Source organism: Pauljensenia sp. UMB9872 (assembly GCF_030212665.1).
In the GTDB taxonomy this organism is placed as follows: domain Bacteria; phylum Actinomycetota; class Actinomycetes; order Actinomycetales; family Actinomycetaceae; genus Pauljensenia; species Pauljensenia turicensis_B.
This window is the reverse complement of sequence record NZ_JASOER010000012.1, coordinates 41,614-57,716: the sequence shown is the minus strand read 5'-3', so window position 1 is coordinate 57,716 and position 16,103 is coordinate 41,614. Positions and strand designations below refer to the sequence as shown.

The 16,103-nt window shown below is 57.5% G+C and carries 12 protein-coding genes and 1 riboswitch; of the genes, 11 read left to right on the top strand and 1 reads right to left on the bottom strand.

Translation table 11 applies throughout. The features are described from left to right. Positions 1-287: 287 nt before the first annotated feature. From QP109_RS06095 to QP109_RS06065, 7 genes are all read left to right on the top strand, one after another. Positions 288-3,230 (top strand): UvrD-helicase domain-containing protein, encoded by a 2,943-nt coding sequence (locus QP109_RS06095; RefSeq protein WP_285023988.1) that lies wholly within the window; start codon positions 288-290, stop codon positions 3,228-3,230. 91 nt (positions 3,231-3,321) lie between these two features. Then, complete coding sequence (gene sucC / locus QP109_RS06090; RefSeq protein WP_285023987.1) at positions 3,322-4,521, top strand: ADP-forming succinate--CoA ligase subunit beta; 1,200 nt, start codon at positions 3,322-3,324, stop codon at positions 4,519-4,521. Between the two features lie 27 nt (positions 4,522-4,548). Further along, positions 4,549-5,469, top strand: a complete 921-nt coding sequence (sucD, locus tag QP109_RS06085; protein WP_285023986.1) for a succinate--CoA ligase subunit alpha — start codon at positions 4,549-4,551, stop codon at positions 5,467-5,469. A 307-nt stretch (positions 5,470-5,776) separates the two neighbouring features. Then, positions 5,777-7,351, top strand: a complete 1,575-nt coding sequence (locus tag QP109_RS06080; RefSeq protein WP_285024000.1) for a cell division protein PerM — start codon at positions 5,777-5,779, stop codon at positions 7,349-7,351. Between the two features lie 387 nt (positions 7,352-7,738). Continuing rightward, positions 7,739-7,824: riboswitch (ZMP/ZTP riboswitch) on the top strand. Positions 7,825-7,850: 26 nt separating this feature from the next. Then, positions 7,851-9,689 (top strand): bifunctional phosphoribosylaminoimidazolecarboxamide formyltransferase/IMP cyclohydrolase, encoded by a 1,839-nt coding sequence (gene purH / locus QP109_RS06075; protein WP_285023985.1) that lies wholly within the window; start codon positions 7,851-7,853, stop codon positions 9,687-9,689. 113 nt (positions 9,690-9,802) lie between these two features. After that, positions 9,803-9,943: a hypothetical protein gene (locus tag QP109_RS06070; protein WP_285023984.1), complete on the top strand. Its 141-nt coding sequence runs from the start codon at positions 9,803-9,805 to the stop codon at positions 9,941-9,943. Positions 9,944-9,949: 6 nt separating this feature from the next. Continuing rightward, positions 9,950-10,279 carry a hypothetical protein gene (locus tag QP109_RS06065; protein WP_285023983.1) on the top strand — a complete coding sequence of 110 codons (330 nt, stop codon included), beginning with the start codon at positions 9,950-9,952 and terminating at the stop codon, positions 10,277-10,279. Between the two features lie 181 nt (positions 10,280-10,460). On the opposite strand, the gene QP109_RS06060 is transcribed toward QP109_RS06065, so the two are convergent. Beyond that, complete coding sequence (locus tag QP109_RS06060; protein WP_285023982.1) at positions 10,461-11,843, bottom strand: hypothetical protein; 1,383 nt, start codon at positions 11,841-11,843, stop codon at positions 10,461-10,463. A 345-nt stretch (positions 11,844-12,188) separates the two neighbouring features. Between QP109_RS06060 and guaA the strand changes: the two genes are divergently transcribed. The 4 genes from guaA (at position 12,189) to QP109_RS06040 (ending at position 16,103) form a co-directional block, all read left to right on the top strand. Next, positions 12,189-13,757, top strand: a complete 1,569-nt coding sequence (gene guaA / locus QP109_RS06055) for a glutamine-hydrolyzing GMP synthase (RefSeq protein ID WP_285023981.1) — start codon at positions 12,189-12,191, stop codon at positions 13,755-13,757. 269 nt (positions 13,758-14,026) lie between these two features. Next, positions 14,027-14,626 carry a type IV toxin-antitoxin system AbiEi family antitoxin domain-containing protein gene (locus tag QP109_RS06050; protein ID WP_285023980.1) on the top strand — a complete coding sequence of 200 codons (600 nt, stop codon included), beginning with the start codon at positions 14,027-14,029 and terminating at the stop codon, positions 14,624-14,626. After that, the gene (locus QP109_RS06045) at positions 14,623-15,465 is read left to right on the top strand and encodes a nucleotidyl transferase AbiEii/AbiGii toxin family protein (protein ID WP_285023979.1); all 843 of its coding nucleotides are present in this window, start codon (positions 14,623-14,625) and stop codon (positions 15,463-15,465) included. Before QP109_RS06050 ends, QP109_RS06045 begins: the two co-directional genes overlap by 4 nt. Then, positions 15,462-16,103 (top strand): hypothetical protein, encoded by a 642-nt coding sequence (locus QP109_RS06040; RefSeq protein WP_285023978.1) that lies wholly within the window; start codon positions 15,462-15,464, stop codon positions 16,101-16,103. Before QP109_RS06045 ends, QP109_RS06040 begins: the two co-directional genes overlap by 4 nt.

Sequence of the window (16,103 nt, the reverse complement as noted above, 5' to 3'; positions counted from 1 at the left end):
TTGCGGGTGCGCTTGTACCGAGGTGCCGTGACCGGTGTTTTTACCGCGCTTGTTCAGCGTCTTCGTAGAAGCAAACGTGTGTGACCTGCGTTTTTACCGTGCTTGTTCACGCGAAAGGTAGTGCGCTTGTTCACCGTGGGGTCATGCTTGTTCGCTGTTGCGGGCGTGATTGCACGCTGTCATGGTCGCGCTTGTTCACCCGAAGTCCCGGCTACTTCTCAGGATGAACACCTGTCGGACGTTTTGCAGATTGGTTTCTACATGGTCTGTTTTAGGCTAGGAGAGCGATGACTGATTTCACTTCTCTTCCCGATCTTGGCTCCGCTTCATTCTCAGAATGGGGCGGTGTGCCAGAACCTGGGCCTGAGTCGCCGGTGTATGACTTCCCCGGCGGATCCGTTCCAGGTGAGGATGTTGTGCCCGTTTTGGATGAATCTGAATACTTCGCTTCTCAGGCGAACAAGACCAACTCGGAATCTGCGTTCGGCTATTCGGGCAATGGAAGTGAAGAACCTTCAGACTGGCAGTCCCGGCCTCGTTTTTCTGAACCGGACGAACTCATTAGAGGACTCAACGATCAGCAACGCGAAGCTGTCGTCCACGACGGCGGACCTCTACTGATTATGGCGGGCGCGGGATCTGGGAAAACGCGCGTGCTTACTCACCGAATTGCCTACCTTCTTGCTACAGGGCGAGCCACACAAGGGCAGATTCTTGCGATCACCTTCACCAACAAAGCCGCCGCAGAAATGCGTGAAAGGGTTGGCGGGCTGGTCGGTCGTGGCGCGGAGTATATGTGGGTTTCGACGTTCCATTCGGCCTGCGTGCGAATCCTGCGACGTGAGCACGAGGCCGCCGGTTTGACTTCGTCGTTCACCATTTATGACGCGCAGGATGCTCAGCGACTTATTCAAATGATCCTGAAATCGATGGATGTCGACGTGAAGCGATACTCTCCCAAGATGGTCGCGGCCAAGATTTCAGATCTAAAAAATGAACTGATTACTCCCACCAAATACGAGGAAACCTGCGCAAACGACCCAATTTCAAAGATCGTCGCAAACACCTATCGCGAATACTCAAAGAGAATGCGCGAATCGAATGCGCTGGACTTTGACGATCTAATCATGTCGACGGTGCAGTTGCTGAAAGACAAGCCACTGATTGCTCAACAGTATCATCGGCGCTTCCGCCACATTCTGGTGGATGAGTATCAGGACACGAACCATGCGCAGTATGTCCTGGTTCGCCTACTTGTCGGCGATGGCGATGACGGGGTAGAACCCGGTGAGCTCACCGTGGTTGGTGACTCAGACCAGTCGATTTATGCCTTCCGCGGTGCGACAATCCGCAACATTGAGCAGTTTGAGCGTGATTTTCCGGGTGCTCGTACGATTCTTCTGGAGCAGAATTATCGCTCGACGCAGAATATTCTCTCTGCTGCGAATGCGGTGATCGCGCGCAACCAAGGGCGTCGACCAAAAAACCTGTGGACAGCTTCAGGTGATGGTGCGCTCATCACTCTTGACGCAGCTGATTCTGAACATGATGAAGCACGTTTTGTCGTGTCTGAAGTTGATCGCTTGGCTGATCAGGGTGCTTCATATGGTGATGTTGCGGTCTTTTACCGTACGAATGCCCAGTCACGTGCCATTGAAGAACTCCTTGTGCGTCAAGGAATTCCCTACCGTGTGGTCGGCGGAACACGATTCTACGAGCGCAAAGAAATCAAAGATGCGCTGGCCTACCTGCAAGCGATCTCCAATCCTGATGACAGCGTTGCCGTCCGCAGAATTATCAACGTTCCGCGTCGTGGGATCGGCGCAAAAGCTGAAGACGCTATCGCAGTCCATGCTTCTCGATACGGTATTTCCTTCGGCCAAGCTGTCCGAGACGTCTGGGAAAGTGAAGGATGCCCACCGGGTGAAAGTGAAGGTATTGAATGGCAATACCCGACGGTCAGTCAAAGCGATGCGACATCGCCCGTCGATGTTGCTACATCTTCTGCTTCCCCTTCGGGTGAACCTTTCCCGTCGAACGCCAGAGATCTAGGGACACAAACAAGCGAGCCTTCCCCTGTCGAGCCTGAAACGCCGGGGGCCATCGTAGAAAATGCGCTCAGCGCATGGACAGACGTAGAGGTACGTACATTCGAGCACAATCAGCCGGATGCTCAAGATGCAAACTCGGCCTCGTCGATTGAAAATCCGCCCAACCGACAGTTGCACCCCAGTGGTGAACAACGCGAGGTTCTTGGCCTTTCGTCGCGAGCGCGAAAGTCGATTGCGGCGTTCTGGGGCCTTATCGAATCTGCTCGGCAAGCAAGTGAAAAGGGTGTATCGACTGCCGATATCCTCGAGGAGATCCTGGATAAGACGGGATACCTCGCTACGCTACGAAAGTCGGAGGATCCTCAGGACGCTTCGCGCGTGGAAAACCTTGCAGAATTGCATTCAGTAGCGATTGATTTCGCGCAAGTGAACCCGCGCGGTACTTTGGTCGACTTCCTTGAGCGAGTCGCACTCGTTGCAGATTCGGATCAAGTTCCATCTGAAGACCAGCGAAGTGGGCAGGTCACGCTGATGACGGTGCATACAGCGAAGGGGCTGGAATTCCCCATCGTGTTTGTTACCGGCATGGAAGATGGCACCTTTCCGCATCAGAGATCGCTTGGGGATGAGTCTGAGCTTGCAGAAGAGCGTCGCCTTGCCTACGTGGCAATTACGCGTGCGCGTGAGCGACTGTATTTGACTCGAGCCTCTATTCGCTCAGCTTGGGGTAGCCCGCAAGAGATGTTGCCGTCCCAGTTCCTCGCAGATATTCCGCCGGAGCTATGCGATATTCGCCGATCCTCAACTGCAAGCGAACGACTGCGCTCGCGCGAAAGCTCCTGGGGGAGCGGATGGGGATCGGGCTCCTACTCTTCGCGCACCGGTCGTGCCTTGGATAATGACGGGCCGGTTTTTGGCTCCGGTAAAGCAGAAACTGCCTCTCGAGTCACAGGTATTCGAACCGGGAAAACCATACGCATGGGTGCGCAACAAACGTCACGCAGTACGCACCGACCGCTCCTTGACTTGAAGGTTGGCGATAGGGTTAAACACGCGAGTCTGGGGGAGGGAACTGTTGTTGGCCTCGAAGGTCAGGGGAAAACAACGGTTGCTCGGGTCAAATTCAGCGAAGCGGAGAAGCGCCTGCTTCTTCGAGTTGCACCCCTAGAAAAAATCTGAATCGAACATAAATTGGCGTTCTTAGGACGAACGGCCTAAATGGTCGTTAGTCTGTTCAATGACAAGCCACAGATGACAAAGGAGTCCACCCGTGGACCTGTATGAATACCAAGCACGTGACATGTTCCGAAAGCACGGCGTTCCCGTACTGCCCGGGCTTACCGCAACGACTGTCGAAGAGGCACGCACAGCGGCAACTCGTCTGCTCTCAGACGGCGCCGAGCTTCTCGTCGTCAAAGCGCAGGTGAAAACCGGTGGTCGCGGAAAGGCAGGTGGCGTCAAACTTGCTCACACTGCCACAGAAGCCGCTGAAAAAGCAGAGGCAATTCTTGGACTTAATATCAAGGGGCATATCGTCAAAACCCTGCTGATCGCATCGGGTGCCGACATCGCCGAGGAATACTACTTCTCGATCCTCCTTGATCGATCGAACCGTCGCTACCTTGCAATGTGCTCCCGCGAAGGCGGTATGGACATTGAAACCTTGGCGAAGGAACGCCCCGAAGCCCTAGCCCGTGTGCCTCTGAACCCCGTCATCGGAATCAACGATCAAGTGGCACGGCAGATTTTGACGCAAGCGGGATTCCCCGCTGAACGCCAGGATCCCCTCATTCCGGTCCTCGTCCTGCTTTGGGAAACCTACCGCGATGAGGACGCAACCCTTGTCGAGGTCAATCCTCTTGTCACTGCCACCGACGGTACCGTGTGGGCAGTCGACGGCAAGGTCAGCCTGGACGACAACGCCCGCTTCCGCCATCCGGAACACGAAGAACTCGTCGACCGAGCAACCCAAGATCCTCGCGAGGCACTGGCGAAGGAAGCCGGACTGAACTACGTGCGCCTCGAAGGTGAAGTTGGCATCATCGGTAACGGTGCTGGTCTGGTCATGTCGACCCTCGATGTCGTTGCGATGGCCGGTGAAGATCTTGGTGTGAAACCGGCAAACTTCCTCGATATCGGTGGCGGTGCTTCGGCTGAAGTGATGGCAAAGGGTCTCGACATCATCCTCGGCGACGAGCAGGTTCGCTCTGTCTTCGTCAACGTCTTCGGTGGCATTACCGCGTGTGACAAGGTCGCGGAAGGCATCATCGGAGCTCTCGAAGTTCTTGGCGACTCTGCGACGAAGCCTCTGGTGGTTCGCCTAGATGGAAATAAGGTCGCCGAAGGTCGAGCGATCCTCCATGCAGCGAACCATCCGTTGGTCCACATGGTTGAGACCATGGACGATGCCGCGCGACGTGCAGCTGAACTTGCTGCCGAGGCCATTGCTTCTCAGCCGGCTCAAAACTGACCAGACGAAAGACAAAGGACGAAAAGAATGTCGATTTTCCTTAACTCTGACTCCCGTGTCATCGTCCAGGGTATGACGGGGGCTGAAGGTCGTAAGCACACGCAACGGATGCTGAGCGCCGGCACAACCATTGTTGCTGGCACTAACCCCCGCAAAGCTGGCACCAGTGTCAACTTCGACGTGGTTGGCTACGGCCCAGCCGCTGACCGGGTCGAAAACGGAACAGTGTCCGTACCCGTGTACGCCACCGTTGCTGAAGCAAAAGAAGCAACGAACGCGAACACTTCCGTCATCTTCGTTCCGCCGGCCTTCGCGAAGGGGGCCGCACTTGAAGCGATCGATGCTGGTATCGAAACGATTGTTGTAATCACCGAGGGTATTCCAGTCGCAGACTCAACCGTTTTCGTGTCGCATGCACTGGAAAAGGGTGTCCGTCTGATCGGCCCGAACTGCCCAGGCATCATTAGCCCAAACCAATCAAACGTTGGTATCACGCCAGCAGACATCACCGGTCCGGGTCGTATCGGCCTAGTTTCTAAGTCCGGCACGCTCACGTACCAGCTCATGTACGAACTCCGCGACTTTGGTTTCACCACCTGCCTGGGCATTGGTGGCGACCCGGTGGTCGGAACCACCCACATCGATGCCCTGGCAGCGTTCGAAGCCGACCCCGACACTGATCTGGTTGTAATGATCGGCGAAATCGGTGGCGATGCAGAAGAACGAGCAGCTACCTGGATCAAGGAAAACATGACGAAACCCGTCGTCGCCTACGTTGCTGGTTTTACAGCCCCCGAAGGCAAGACCATGGGGCACGCTGGCGCGATCGTTTCCGGTTCTTCCGGTACTGCTGCGGCAAAAGCCGAGGCTCTAGAAGCAGTTGGTGTTCGCGTCGGTCGGACTCCGTCGCAGACCGCTCAGCTTGCTCGAGAAATCCTCTCACAGTAGTTGCGCTCTATGTCGCTTTTGGCAGGGAAAACTGAAGAGGCCGGAAGTGAGCAGAACGCAATCTCTGAAAGCGGAGTGAGCAGAACGCAATCTCTGAAAACGGAGTGAACAGAACGCAAACTCTGAAAACGCTCTGATCTCCCTTCCACACTGAGGTAGGTCTCAATCTGACGGTGGCCGGTGGTGCGAAAGCCCTACCGGCCACTGGTGCGTCATGATGGATAACGCTATGAACGTTACGCCTGAGACTTCACCACGCGTCACCACAACGACGTACGCTCCGACGCGGAAAACTATTCGCGTGAGCATGCCTGACGGTTGGGCGCGCGCCATGCTTTCGGGCGTTCAAGCAGCATTCGTCGGTTGGGCTACCTGCGTTCTTGTCGTCATGGGCTCCTTCCTGACGGTCGCGTCGAACCCCTGGGTGTCAAAAATCGGCTGGGACACGGTGTTCGCGTCCGGTTCGGATGTCTTCGGAGTCCTCTTCGGCGCGTCAGTTCATACAGAAACCGTCACTTATTACGCCATCCCCACTCTTGTGTCGATCGGCCTCGTTGCTTTGCTCCGACTCTTCTTGCGCGGAGGCGAAGATTTCTCGCCATCGTCGAACTGGTTCGCCGTCCCTGCTTTCACTTTGATGACCGCTTTCCTGATCGGTTCGGGTGCCTCGTATGTGCGCTGGTGGGAAGCAATGCCGGGTGCCCTATTCGTATCGCTTCTCGCGTCGGCGTGGGCGTTTTTTTCTTGTGGTGACCATCCACTTCGCCGGTGGGGAGTCCCGCGCCTCATTCGTTTAGGAATTCGCGAGGCCGCAATCGCAATCGCAGTCATCGTCGGATCGGCGGTGGTTCTTACTCTGATTGCTCTTCTTACTCATACCTCGCAAATCGCGGGGATCCACCGGCTCCTGCTCACGACATCTCCAATCGAGGACGCGCTTGTTGGATGTGGTCAGTTGTTTTTCGCCCCAACAATCTTGGCGTGGACGTTGGCTTGGTTTGCTGGACCCGGATTCTGGGTCGGAGTCGATGCGCTTCATTCGCCCACGTCAGCCCCAACTTTGCCGATCCCAGGTATCCCTGTCTTGGGCGCGATGCCCAACATCACTCCAAGCTATTGGACGATCCTCGTTCCGATTGCGATCGGTCTTGGCATCGGTATCTGGCGCGGAAGGAAGCGTCAGCAAGCATCGCTTCGTGAACAGTTTGTTCTTTCCGCAGTCGCATTTGTCGTGATCGGTGTTGGCTTCTGGATTTGGATGGCCATGTCAACCCTTCAGCTGGGGGCGGCGCGCATGACATTCCTAGGACCGCATGTCGGTCCGACTACTGCGGCTTTGCTCAGCGAAGTTGGTTTGGCGTTCGTATTTGGTTGGGTGATCGTTCACCCGCGCTCGTTGAAGTGGATGCGCGATCAATGGGAGCTTTCGCTTCTTGACGCTGGGCAAACGGCTCCGCCTCCGACCGCGCTTGTTGAAGAATCTCCCTCCGATGTTTCGGCTTTAGACGTTCCCCCTTCGACCGCGCTTGTTGAAGCAGAAGAGACTCCGGAACCCGATGAAATTGATACTGAATCGACCGAGGAAGAACCCGAGGTTTTGCTGAACAAGCGCGCCGATGACACTTCCGAAGAATCCCGGTCGGAACCTGAACTTGTTCCATGGACACCGACTCCCCAAGTTGTTGAGCCGACGGTGAAGTCTCCGGCTCAGCAGGAAGCTGAACAAGCGCGCTCTGAAGATGCGCTTGCAACTGAGCGTCTTGACCTCTCTTCGCTCTCGACCGGTGAACAAGCGCGGTTGAAAGAGGAAGCGGAAACAGAACGTCTGGACTTGAATGACTTCCACTCTGGTGAACAAGCGCGGTTGGAAGAGGACGAATGAACACCGACTCGACTCATTGATCTGTGCACGCTCCGCTTGAGTGCGCGCTCCGCTCGAACAAGCACGGTTAGCTGTTCTGGTATCCGGCGAAGGCTCCAACATACGCGCGCTTGTTCAAGCACGCGAAGTCCCGCGTTCGGCGCCGCGGTGGTTCTGGTGGGTGCAGACAGGGAGTGTTCAGCGATCGACTGGCGAAGGAATGAGGCCTCGCGCACTTTGTTTGCTAGGTTTCTGACTTTGAAACGCGCGAAGACTGGGACGCTGAGCTTTGACGGAACCTTGAACAAGCGCGGCCGGCCTCGTCGATAACTGGCACGCGGAAGGCGAATGTGGGGCGAATCCCTCACTGGACCTGCTTGGAACGCACACGCACTACGGGATACGATCGCCGTAGGTTGCAACTGGCGAGGGTGGATCACCACCGGGGAGCAACCCGAAGTACCCGTGAGGCGTCGCCCGCCTGGGCGCCGGGCATGATCAACCATTACTGGAGGAACCCATGTCCGTTCGCCTGGACAATCTCGAAGCTATTGACGTCCGCCCCATTACCCGCGCTCTTATTTCCGTCTATGACAAGACCGGTCTGATTGAGCTTGCCACCGCACTTGCTGGCGCTGGCGTTGAAATTGTTTCCACTGGTTCGACCGCTGCGAAGATCGCAGAAGCTGGTGTCCCGGTTACCCCCGTTGACGATGTCACCGGTTTCCCCGAGGTCCTCGAAGGTCGTGTGAAGACTCTGCACCCGATGATCCACGCGGGCATTCTTGCTGATCAGCGCAAGGCTGACCACCGCGAGCAGATCGACGAACTCGGTGTGAAGGCATTTGACCTGGTTATTTGCAACCTCTACCCGTTCACTCAGACGGTTGCCGGCGGTGGCAGCTTCGACGAATGCGTCGAGCAGATTGATATCGGTGGCCCGTCCATGGTGCGTGCAGCGGCGAAGAACCATCCGTCGGTTGCAGTCGTGACCTCGCCCGATTCCTACGCTGCGGTTATTGAAGCCGCCCAGGCTGAAGGTTTCACGCTGGAACAGCGTCGCGAACTGGCAGCACGCGCCTTCGCGCATACCGCAACCTACGATCTGGCCATCTCCGGCTGGTTCGCCGATCAGCTCGATCTGGACGATGTCCGCGACGAATTGGACGAGGCCTGCGAAACCCACCTCGACGCTTCCGATGCTGTGTTCCTTGAGTCCCTCGGTTTTGCCATCGACGAGGAAGCCGAAGAAATCGTCGAAGCTGACGACGAAGAAGGCGAAATGCCGGCGGTCGTCGCCGAGGCTTTCGAACGCGTTGACTCCCTGCGTTACGGCGAGAATCCGCATCAGAACGCTGCCGTGTACCGCGAGATTGCCGACGAAGAAGACCTCGACGAAAACGAGCTTCTTCCCGGCATCGCCAATGCTCGCCAGCTGCATGGCAAGGCAATGAGCTACAACAACTACACCGACGGTGACGCTGCCCTGCGCGCTGCCTACGATCACGAGCGCCCCTGCGTAGCCATCATCAAGCACGCGAACCCCTGCGGTATCGCCGTTGCCGACGACGTTGCCGAGGCGCATCGCAAGGCACACGCGTGCGACCCTGTCTCCGCATTCGGTGGCGTGATCGCCGTGAACCGTCCGGTCACCGTTGAACTGGCTAAGCAGATCGTTCCGATCTTCACCGAGGTCGTACTGGCCCCCGGATATGACGAGGGCGCGCTCGAGGTCCTGTCTGCGAAGAAGAACCTGCGTGTCTTGGAAGTTGCGCCGCTGGCAGTCGGCGCCCGAGAGTTCAAGCAGATTTCCGGTGGCCTGCTGGTTCAGGACTGCGATGACGTCGATGCTACCGGGGACGATCCGGCAAACTGGACGCTCGCCGCAGGTGAAGCCGCGGATGCTGCAACCCTGGCTGACCTTGAGTTCGCATGGCGCACGGTTCGCGCCGTCCGCTCCAATGCGATCCTGTTGGTTAAGGACGAGGCTTCGGTCGGCGTCGGCATGGGACAGGTCAACCGCGTTGATTCCTGCAAGCTTGCAGTCGAACGCGCAAACACGCTGGGAGGTCGCTCTACCGGTGACGCGGCCAAGGATGCGGGCACAGACATTCAGTCCGCTGGCGGTGCACGCGCAGAAGATATTCTTGGCGCCGAAACTGAGCAGCGTTCCATCGGCGCGGTTGCCGCATCCGATGCGTTCTTCCCCTTCGCTGATGGCCTGCAGGTCCTGATTGATGCCGGCGTGAAGGCTGTCGTCCAGCCTGGCGGATCCGTCCGCGACGAAGAATCCATCGAAGCTGCGAAGGCTGCTGGTATCACGATGTACATGACGGGCACACGCCACTTCGCACACTGACCTACATCTCGGCGAGGTTGTCGGAAACGGCGACATCGTCCACTGATTATCCCCTGCTGGAACATTCCGGCAGGGGAATCTCATCTGCGTACACTGCCGTGTGCGAAGGAAAGGTGGCAAGGCGCGAAAAATGCCGATGGTCTGACGCCGATGCCGAGCGTTGGCCGTGGCCAACGAAGAATTCGAGTGGCGAAAAAGTGGATCTGCGCGGTGGTATGCGCGGCTATCTGCGTGGCATGGGCGCCAACCTCTGAGGAGCCATGCTGGTCGGCGTTGTGGTGCTCGCCGTTGTTTCCGAGGCTGCACCTCTGTCCTTAACTGGAATCATCATTGTTTTTGGCACGCGACTGGTTGCTTCCAGTTCGCTGACCGTCGGAGGTTTGGTCGCGTTCTACGGCTACATGACTTACCTTGGCGCTCCCATGCGTCGCGTGTTACGCGCGGTTGAAACGTTCGTCAGTGCGCGAGTCTCTGCGCGTAAGACGATGGCGATTTTGGATGCCTCCTATGGAGAATCACCCACCGTTCCTGGTGATTCTTTTGCGCAAACGGTGAACAAGCGCGGTGGGGACGTGGGGTGTGGGTGGTGAACAAGCGCGGTGGCGGTGAGGCCTCCTATTTTTGGGGCGACGGTGAACAAGCGCGGTAAAGTGGCGAGTTTGCAAGGAATACCTAGAGTACGCGAAACACCTAGAGCACACGGAACGCGCGGAACCTAGAGATTTTCGTGACTCATTCTGAGCCTTTGACAACCTGAAATCAGGCTCGAAGCTACAGCCCCGCATCCGGATGCTCGGGGAAAAGTGGCATGACGCCCGGGATATGACTGTGCGCAGTCAGAGGGTTCGTGGGAATCTCGAAAGCGACTTCCAAGAACGGGCGTAGTAGATTCGCCAGGTCGTCAGGCTGGCCGTCGGAGACGAAGATGACGTTTGGGTGCAGCTTCTCGGACTCGACGAGATCCAAGATAACGCGCGCATCACCGCGTTCTGAATCAACCCAATACACGGTCCAATCCGGGCCGAGAGCAGACTGTCCCGAAACGATGAAACGCCGTACTCGGCAACCCGGCGGAAGCGCTGTCACGACATCTTCATCCAAGTCGATCATGATCCGCGGGCCACTGACTGCACGCAGGTTACCTTGCCCTAATTCGCGCGGGTCATTCACGGTCAACGTCGACAGGTCGATACTTGCCGACTGATCATCGTGTCCCGGAGCTCCGGCAAGATGAGCGAGCTGTTCGGCGAGCTTCCACGTAAAAATCTCCGGGCGGACGTCGAGCATATCCGGCACAGACCAGCGGAACTTACACACTGCAAGGAACCATTTTAACGGGTCAACTCCATCGAGGAGGAGCCCCTCGCGCAGGTAAAGAGCGCGTTGCATTACCGCGTCGCGCACTGGATCATCGGCGAGTTTGCGCGCCTTCTTCAAGCGACGGTGAAAACGCTTTTGCGTCGAAGCATAGTCGTCGCCGTTAACCCACTGATCGCCCGGCCAGTTGTGTAGTCGAACAACCTCTTCACGCAGAGAAAACTGCTCGCCAACATAACCGCGTTCAGCAAGCACGGTGTCCCATGCTTGCACGATCCTCAAGGCATGAGCGAATGGCACGGGTAGTTCGAGGTGAGGGATGACTGCAAGCTCCTGCTGTGCCGTTGAGGCCCGCCAAGCAACAAATTGCGCGTGGGTGACAGGCTGGCCATCGATGTCGCTCCAGCGTGGGTCGCTGGCTCTCGTTCGGGTTGCCTCAGCCCAATTCACGAGGCCGGCCACCAGTTTCTTACGCGGAACATCTGGGGTGTGAGCCGGAGCGATCGTGGGATCTTCGGCATCAAATGCTCCTTCGATATGCGCAACTGCTTTCAAGAGGAGGTCCCAGTTTGGAAGCTTTACGCGCTTCTTCGAGGCGAGTGCGACGGGGCTGAGGAACTGATCGATTAACCATGGGACGTCGGGGGAGTGAGAGACGCTGGCGATCTGGTCTCGAGCCGCCTGCAGGGGAGCGTTTAATTCCGCGATGAGTGGGAGTGCGTGACGCTCTGCGTCGGAAAGCTTGCGCCCGTCTGGGAAGCGTTTATGACTGCCGTGTTTGCCGCGTTCGAGCATGAAAGCGCCGAAGGCTGGCATTTGGCGGTCGTTGGCAGGCATGAGTCTATTGTGTCGTACCCCTAGGTGTTCTTGCGCTCAACCGACCGCGCTTGTTCAAGAAACGAGGTGCTTGAACGGGCTTCATTGCACGCGCTTGTTCAAGCGCCTGTGGGTTTTAGATCGCGCTTGTTCACCGGATTGGGGGCGAGACGGGGACGCGCAGCCTCGTACTTTTGAGTGGCGATTGGTGAACAAGCGCGGTGGTGAGTGGGGTGTGATTGGTGAACAAGCGGGGTAGTGAGTGGGATGTGATTGGTGAACAAGCGCGCTGGTGGGGAGCAGGTTGAGACGCGTTGAACGCTCGCGCGGGTCGTTTCGCTGACGGGCGACAGGTACGATTGAGCCATGAATTCAACTCCACGCCCCGTCCTCGTCGTTGATTTTGGCGCACAATACGCGCAGCTGATCGCCCGTCGCGTTCGTGAAGCCTCCATTTACTCTGAGATCGTTCCTCACACCATGTCGGTCGCCGACATGCTGGCGAAGAACCCGGCAGCGATTATCCTGTCGGGTGGCCCGTCCTCCGTGTACGAAGAGGGCGCTCCGTCGATTGACCCCGCAATCTTTGATGCCGGTGTTCCGTTGCTCGGCATCTGCTACGGCTTCCAGACAATGGCCGCTGTACTCGGAGGAACCGTCGGCCGCACCGGCACCCGCGAATACGGGCATACGGATGCCTGCGTCGGCACCTCGTCCTGCCTCTTCGCTGGCACTCCCGCCGACCAGGTCGTGTGGATGAGCCACGGCGACGCAGTCCAGGCAGCCCCCGAAGGCTTCGAGGTCACCGCATCCACCTCCGAAACCCCGGTTGCAGCGTTCGAAGATCGCTCCCGCAAGCTGTTCGGTCTGCAATGGCACCCCGAGGTCGGCCACTCGCAGTTCGGCCAGGACGCTCTGAAGAACTTCCTCTACAAAGGCGCTGGACTGGAACCCTCATGGACCGCAGGCTCCATCATTGACGAACAGGTCGAGGCGATCCGCAAGCAGGTTGGCGACGCTCAGGTGATCTGCGCGCTCTCCGGCGGTGTTGACTCCTCCGTGGCAGCAGCATTGGTCCACAAGGCAGTCGGTGACCAGCTCACCTGCTTCTTCATCGACCACGGTCTGCTCCGGGCAGGCGAACGCGAACAGGTCGAAGGCGACTATGCGCGAGGCATGGGCATCCGCGTTGTTACTTGCGATGAATCCGAACGATTCCTCAGCGCGCTCGCGGGCGTTTCCGATCCGGAAACCAAGCGCAAGATCATCGGCCGTGAGTTCATTCGTTCATTCGAGGCTGCTCAGAAGCAGGTCATTGAACAGATCGGTGCGGAAGGTGGCGAGGTCAAATTCCTTGTCCAGGGCACCCTATATCCTGACGTTGTCGAATCTGGTGGCGGCGAGGGCGCGGCAAACATCAAGAGCCACCACAACGTTGGTGGCCTGCCCGACGACATGAAGTTCGAGCTCGTTGAGCCTCTGCGCGCGCTGTTCAAGGACGAGGTCCGCGCCGTTGGTCGCGAGCTCGGTCTGCCCGACTACCTGGTTGAGCGCCAGCCCTTCCCGGGCCCGGGCCTCGGTATTCGCATCATCGGTGAGGTCACGAAGGAACGCCTCAATATCCTGCGTGCAGCTGACCTGATTGCTCGCGAAGAGCTGACTGCTGCCGGCCTCGATTCTGAAATCTGGCAGTGTCCGGTCGTTCTGCTTGCAGATGTTCGTTCCGTGGGTGTTCAGGGTGATGGTCGCACCTATGGTCACCCGATCGTCCTGCGTCCCGTTTCTTCGGAAGACGCGATGACCGCAGACTGGACCCGTCTGCCGTACGACGTACTGGCGAGGATCTCGACGCGCATCACCAACTCGGTTGCTGAAGTGAACCGCGTGGTGCTGGACGTGACGTCGAAGCCGCCGGCAACGATTGAGTGGGAATAGGGAAATAGCCCATTCCATCTAGTCTCATCCTGCACGTCTAGTCGCGCTGCCTTGCAACTAGTGCCATGTATTGGACAAAGCCATCGGGACTTTTGGGGAGTGACAAATGAGAGTAAGCCCGGAATCTTCGGATTCCTGAACTTATTTCATGAGCGTTAACCTGCGGAAATGCTCTTCATACAGCGATGTGAGCGTGACTTACTGCTTCTCACTTACCAGTTGTACATTTGTGCTGAATATTAGATAATATTAAGCGCGTTAGTACGCATGTGAGAGGAGAAGAGACGGACGCTCTGTTGGACATAGCCACGAACTGCAACGGCTACGTCACCAGCGCTCAGGTGACGGACGCCGGAATTCCCAGACGCAAGCTCACAGAAGCCGTGCGCGCCGGTGAGCTCGTCCAGGTGGACCGCGGTCTCTATGCGCTTCCCGACGTGTGGGAGGATCCCCTCTACATAGCTCAGCACCGCTTCTCGCGCGGCATTTTCTCGGACGACACGGCGCTCTTCCTCCACGGCATGACCGACCGTGCGCCCTTCGCCCTGACGATGACCTTCCCCAGGAGCTACAACGCGACTGCGGCCAAGGCAGCCGGCATCGCATGCCGCACCTGCGCCGACGACGTCCTAGGTCTCGGTCTCTGCGATATCCAGACGGAATACGGCAACATAGTCAGGGCGTATGACGTCGAGAGGACGCTCTGCGACATCGTTCGCGGCCAGGGCACGCCTGACTCCCAGCTGGTGGTTCCGGCGATGCAATCTTACGTTAAGAAAAAGGGCCGGGATCCCATAAAGCTAGTTGCCTATGCTCGCAACCTCGGAGTGGAGACCAAAATCCGCAACTACCTGGAGGTGCTGCTGTGAGGACCAAGAACGCGATGCAGCTCAAGGCGCGCATCAACGCCAGAGCGAAGGAAGCGGGCATCCCCGCGCAGTCCCTGATGCAGAGCTACCTCTTCGAGAGGCTCCTCGAGCGCCTCTCGAAATCAAAATGGCGCGACAACGTCGTCATCAAGGGTGGCATGCTCATCTCCTCCCTCGTGGGCGTGGCGTCCAGGACCACGATGGACCTCGACACGACGGTCACCGGCTTCACGCTGACGCATGAATCCGCCGAGAAGGTTTTCCGCGAGGTGGCGGCTGTCAGCATCGACGATGATTGGACCTTCGAGTTCGACCGCACCGAGGATATCAGGGAGGCCGACGACTACCCGGGCATATGCGTGCTCCTCAAGGCGATGTATCCGCCCATGGCAGTGCCTCTCAAAATCGACGTTACCACGGGCGACAGCATCACGCCCGGCCCCATCGTCTACGACTACCCGCTCCTGTTCGACGGGGGAAGCGTCAGCCTGATGTCCTACCCACTCGAGACGGTGCTCGCCGAGAAGCTCGAGACCGCCGTCTCGCGAGGCGTAGCCAACACCCGCCCGCGCGACTTCTACGACATACATCTGCTCTGGCGAACCAGGGGTGGCAGCTGCGACATCCCCACGTTGCGGGAAGCACTCAAACGTACATGCGCCAAGCGCGGGAGCACGGAGATGATGACGCAGTGGCAGGAAATCCTCGACGAGGTCGCAACTGACAAAACGATGCTCGCGCTGTGGAGCAAGTATGCGAAGAAGAATCCCTATGCAGCCGGCATTGAGCTCGTGCAGTGCTGCCAGACCGCGGGGAAGATACTAGGAGCGGCAATATGAGTGGGAGCGGCCAGATGGGCTCTCTTAATGAAGAGAAAAACAGGAATTCTCAGTTATGGCCGATAATTAAAGGGCTACTGGCCCTGCTTTTGATTGTGCTTATCGTTGCATGTGGAACTGCAGTTCTGATTAATCTTGCCGGCCCTGGAGTCGCAGCCTTCTTTGCATCTCTTTCGACTCTGGACTCTGCGATTGTAGTCGCGCTAATAACCGCAACGGTATCCGTGATTACGTACGTTTCTGGTAATGTTGCGAGCAACGTCATGAAGCGCAACGAGTACTTGCGAATGCATCGTGAAAAGCCATACATGCAGCTCATTTCAATGTTCTACGACTTTCAGTCCCAGACCAAAACGGGCAAGGAATTCACTCAAGAAGAGTTGATTAATCTATTCAACCAGTTTACGAAAGAGCTGACCCTTTGGGGCTCTTCCAAAGCGATTAAGGCTTGGGGGAACTGGCGGGTTGCCTCTTCAAGGGGGCTTAGCGACCCTAATGACTTGTTGTTCGGAATGGAAAAGGTCCTTATGCAACTCAGAAAAGACATGGGACTGAAGCGAGGAATCGCAGAGGGCGATTTGCTTCGTCTTACCGTGAATGACATTGATGATTACACCGGTAAGAACAGGCGTGATTGA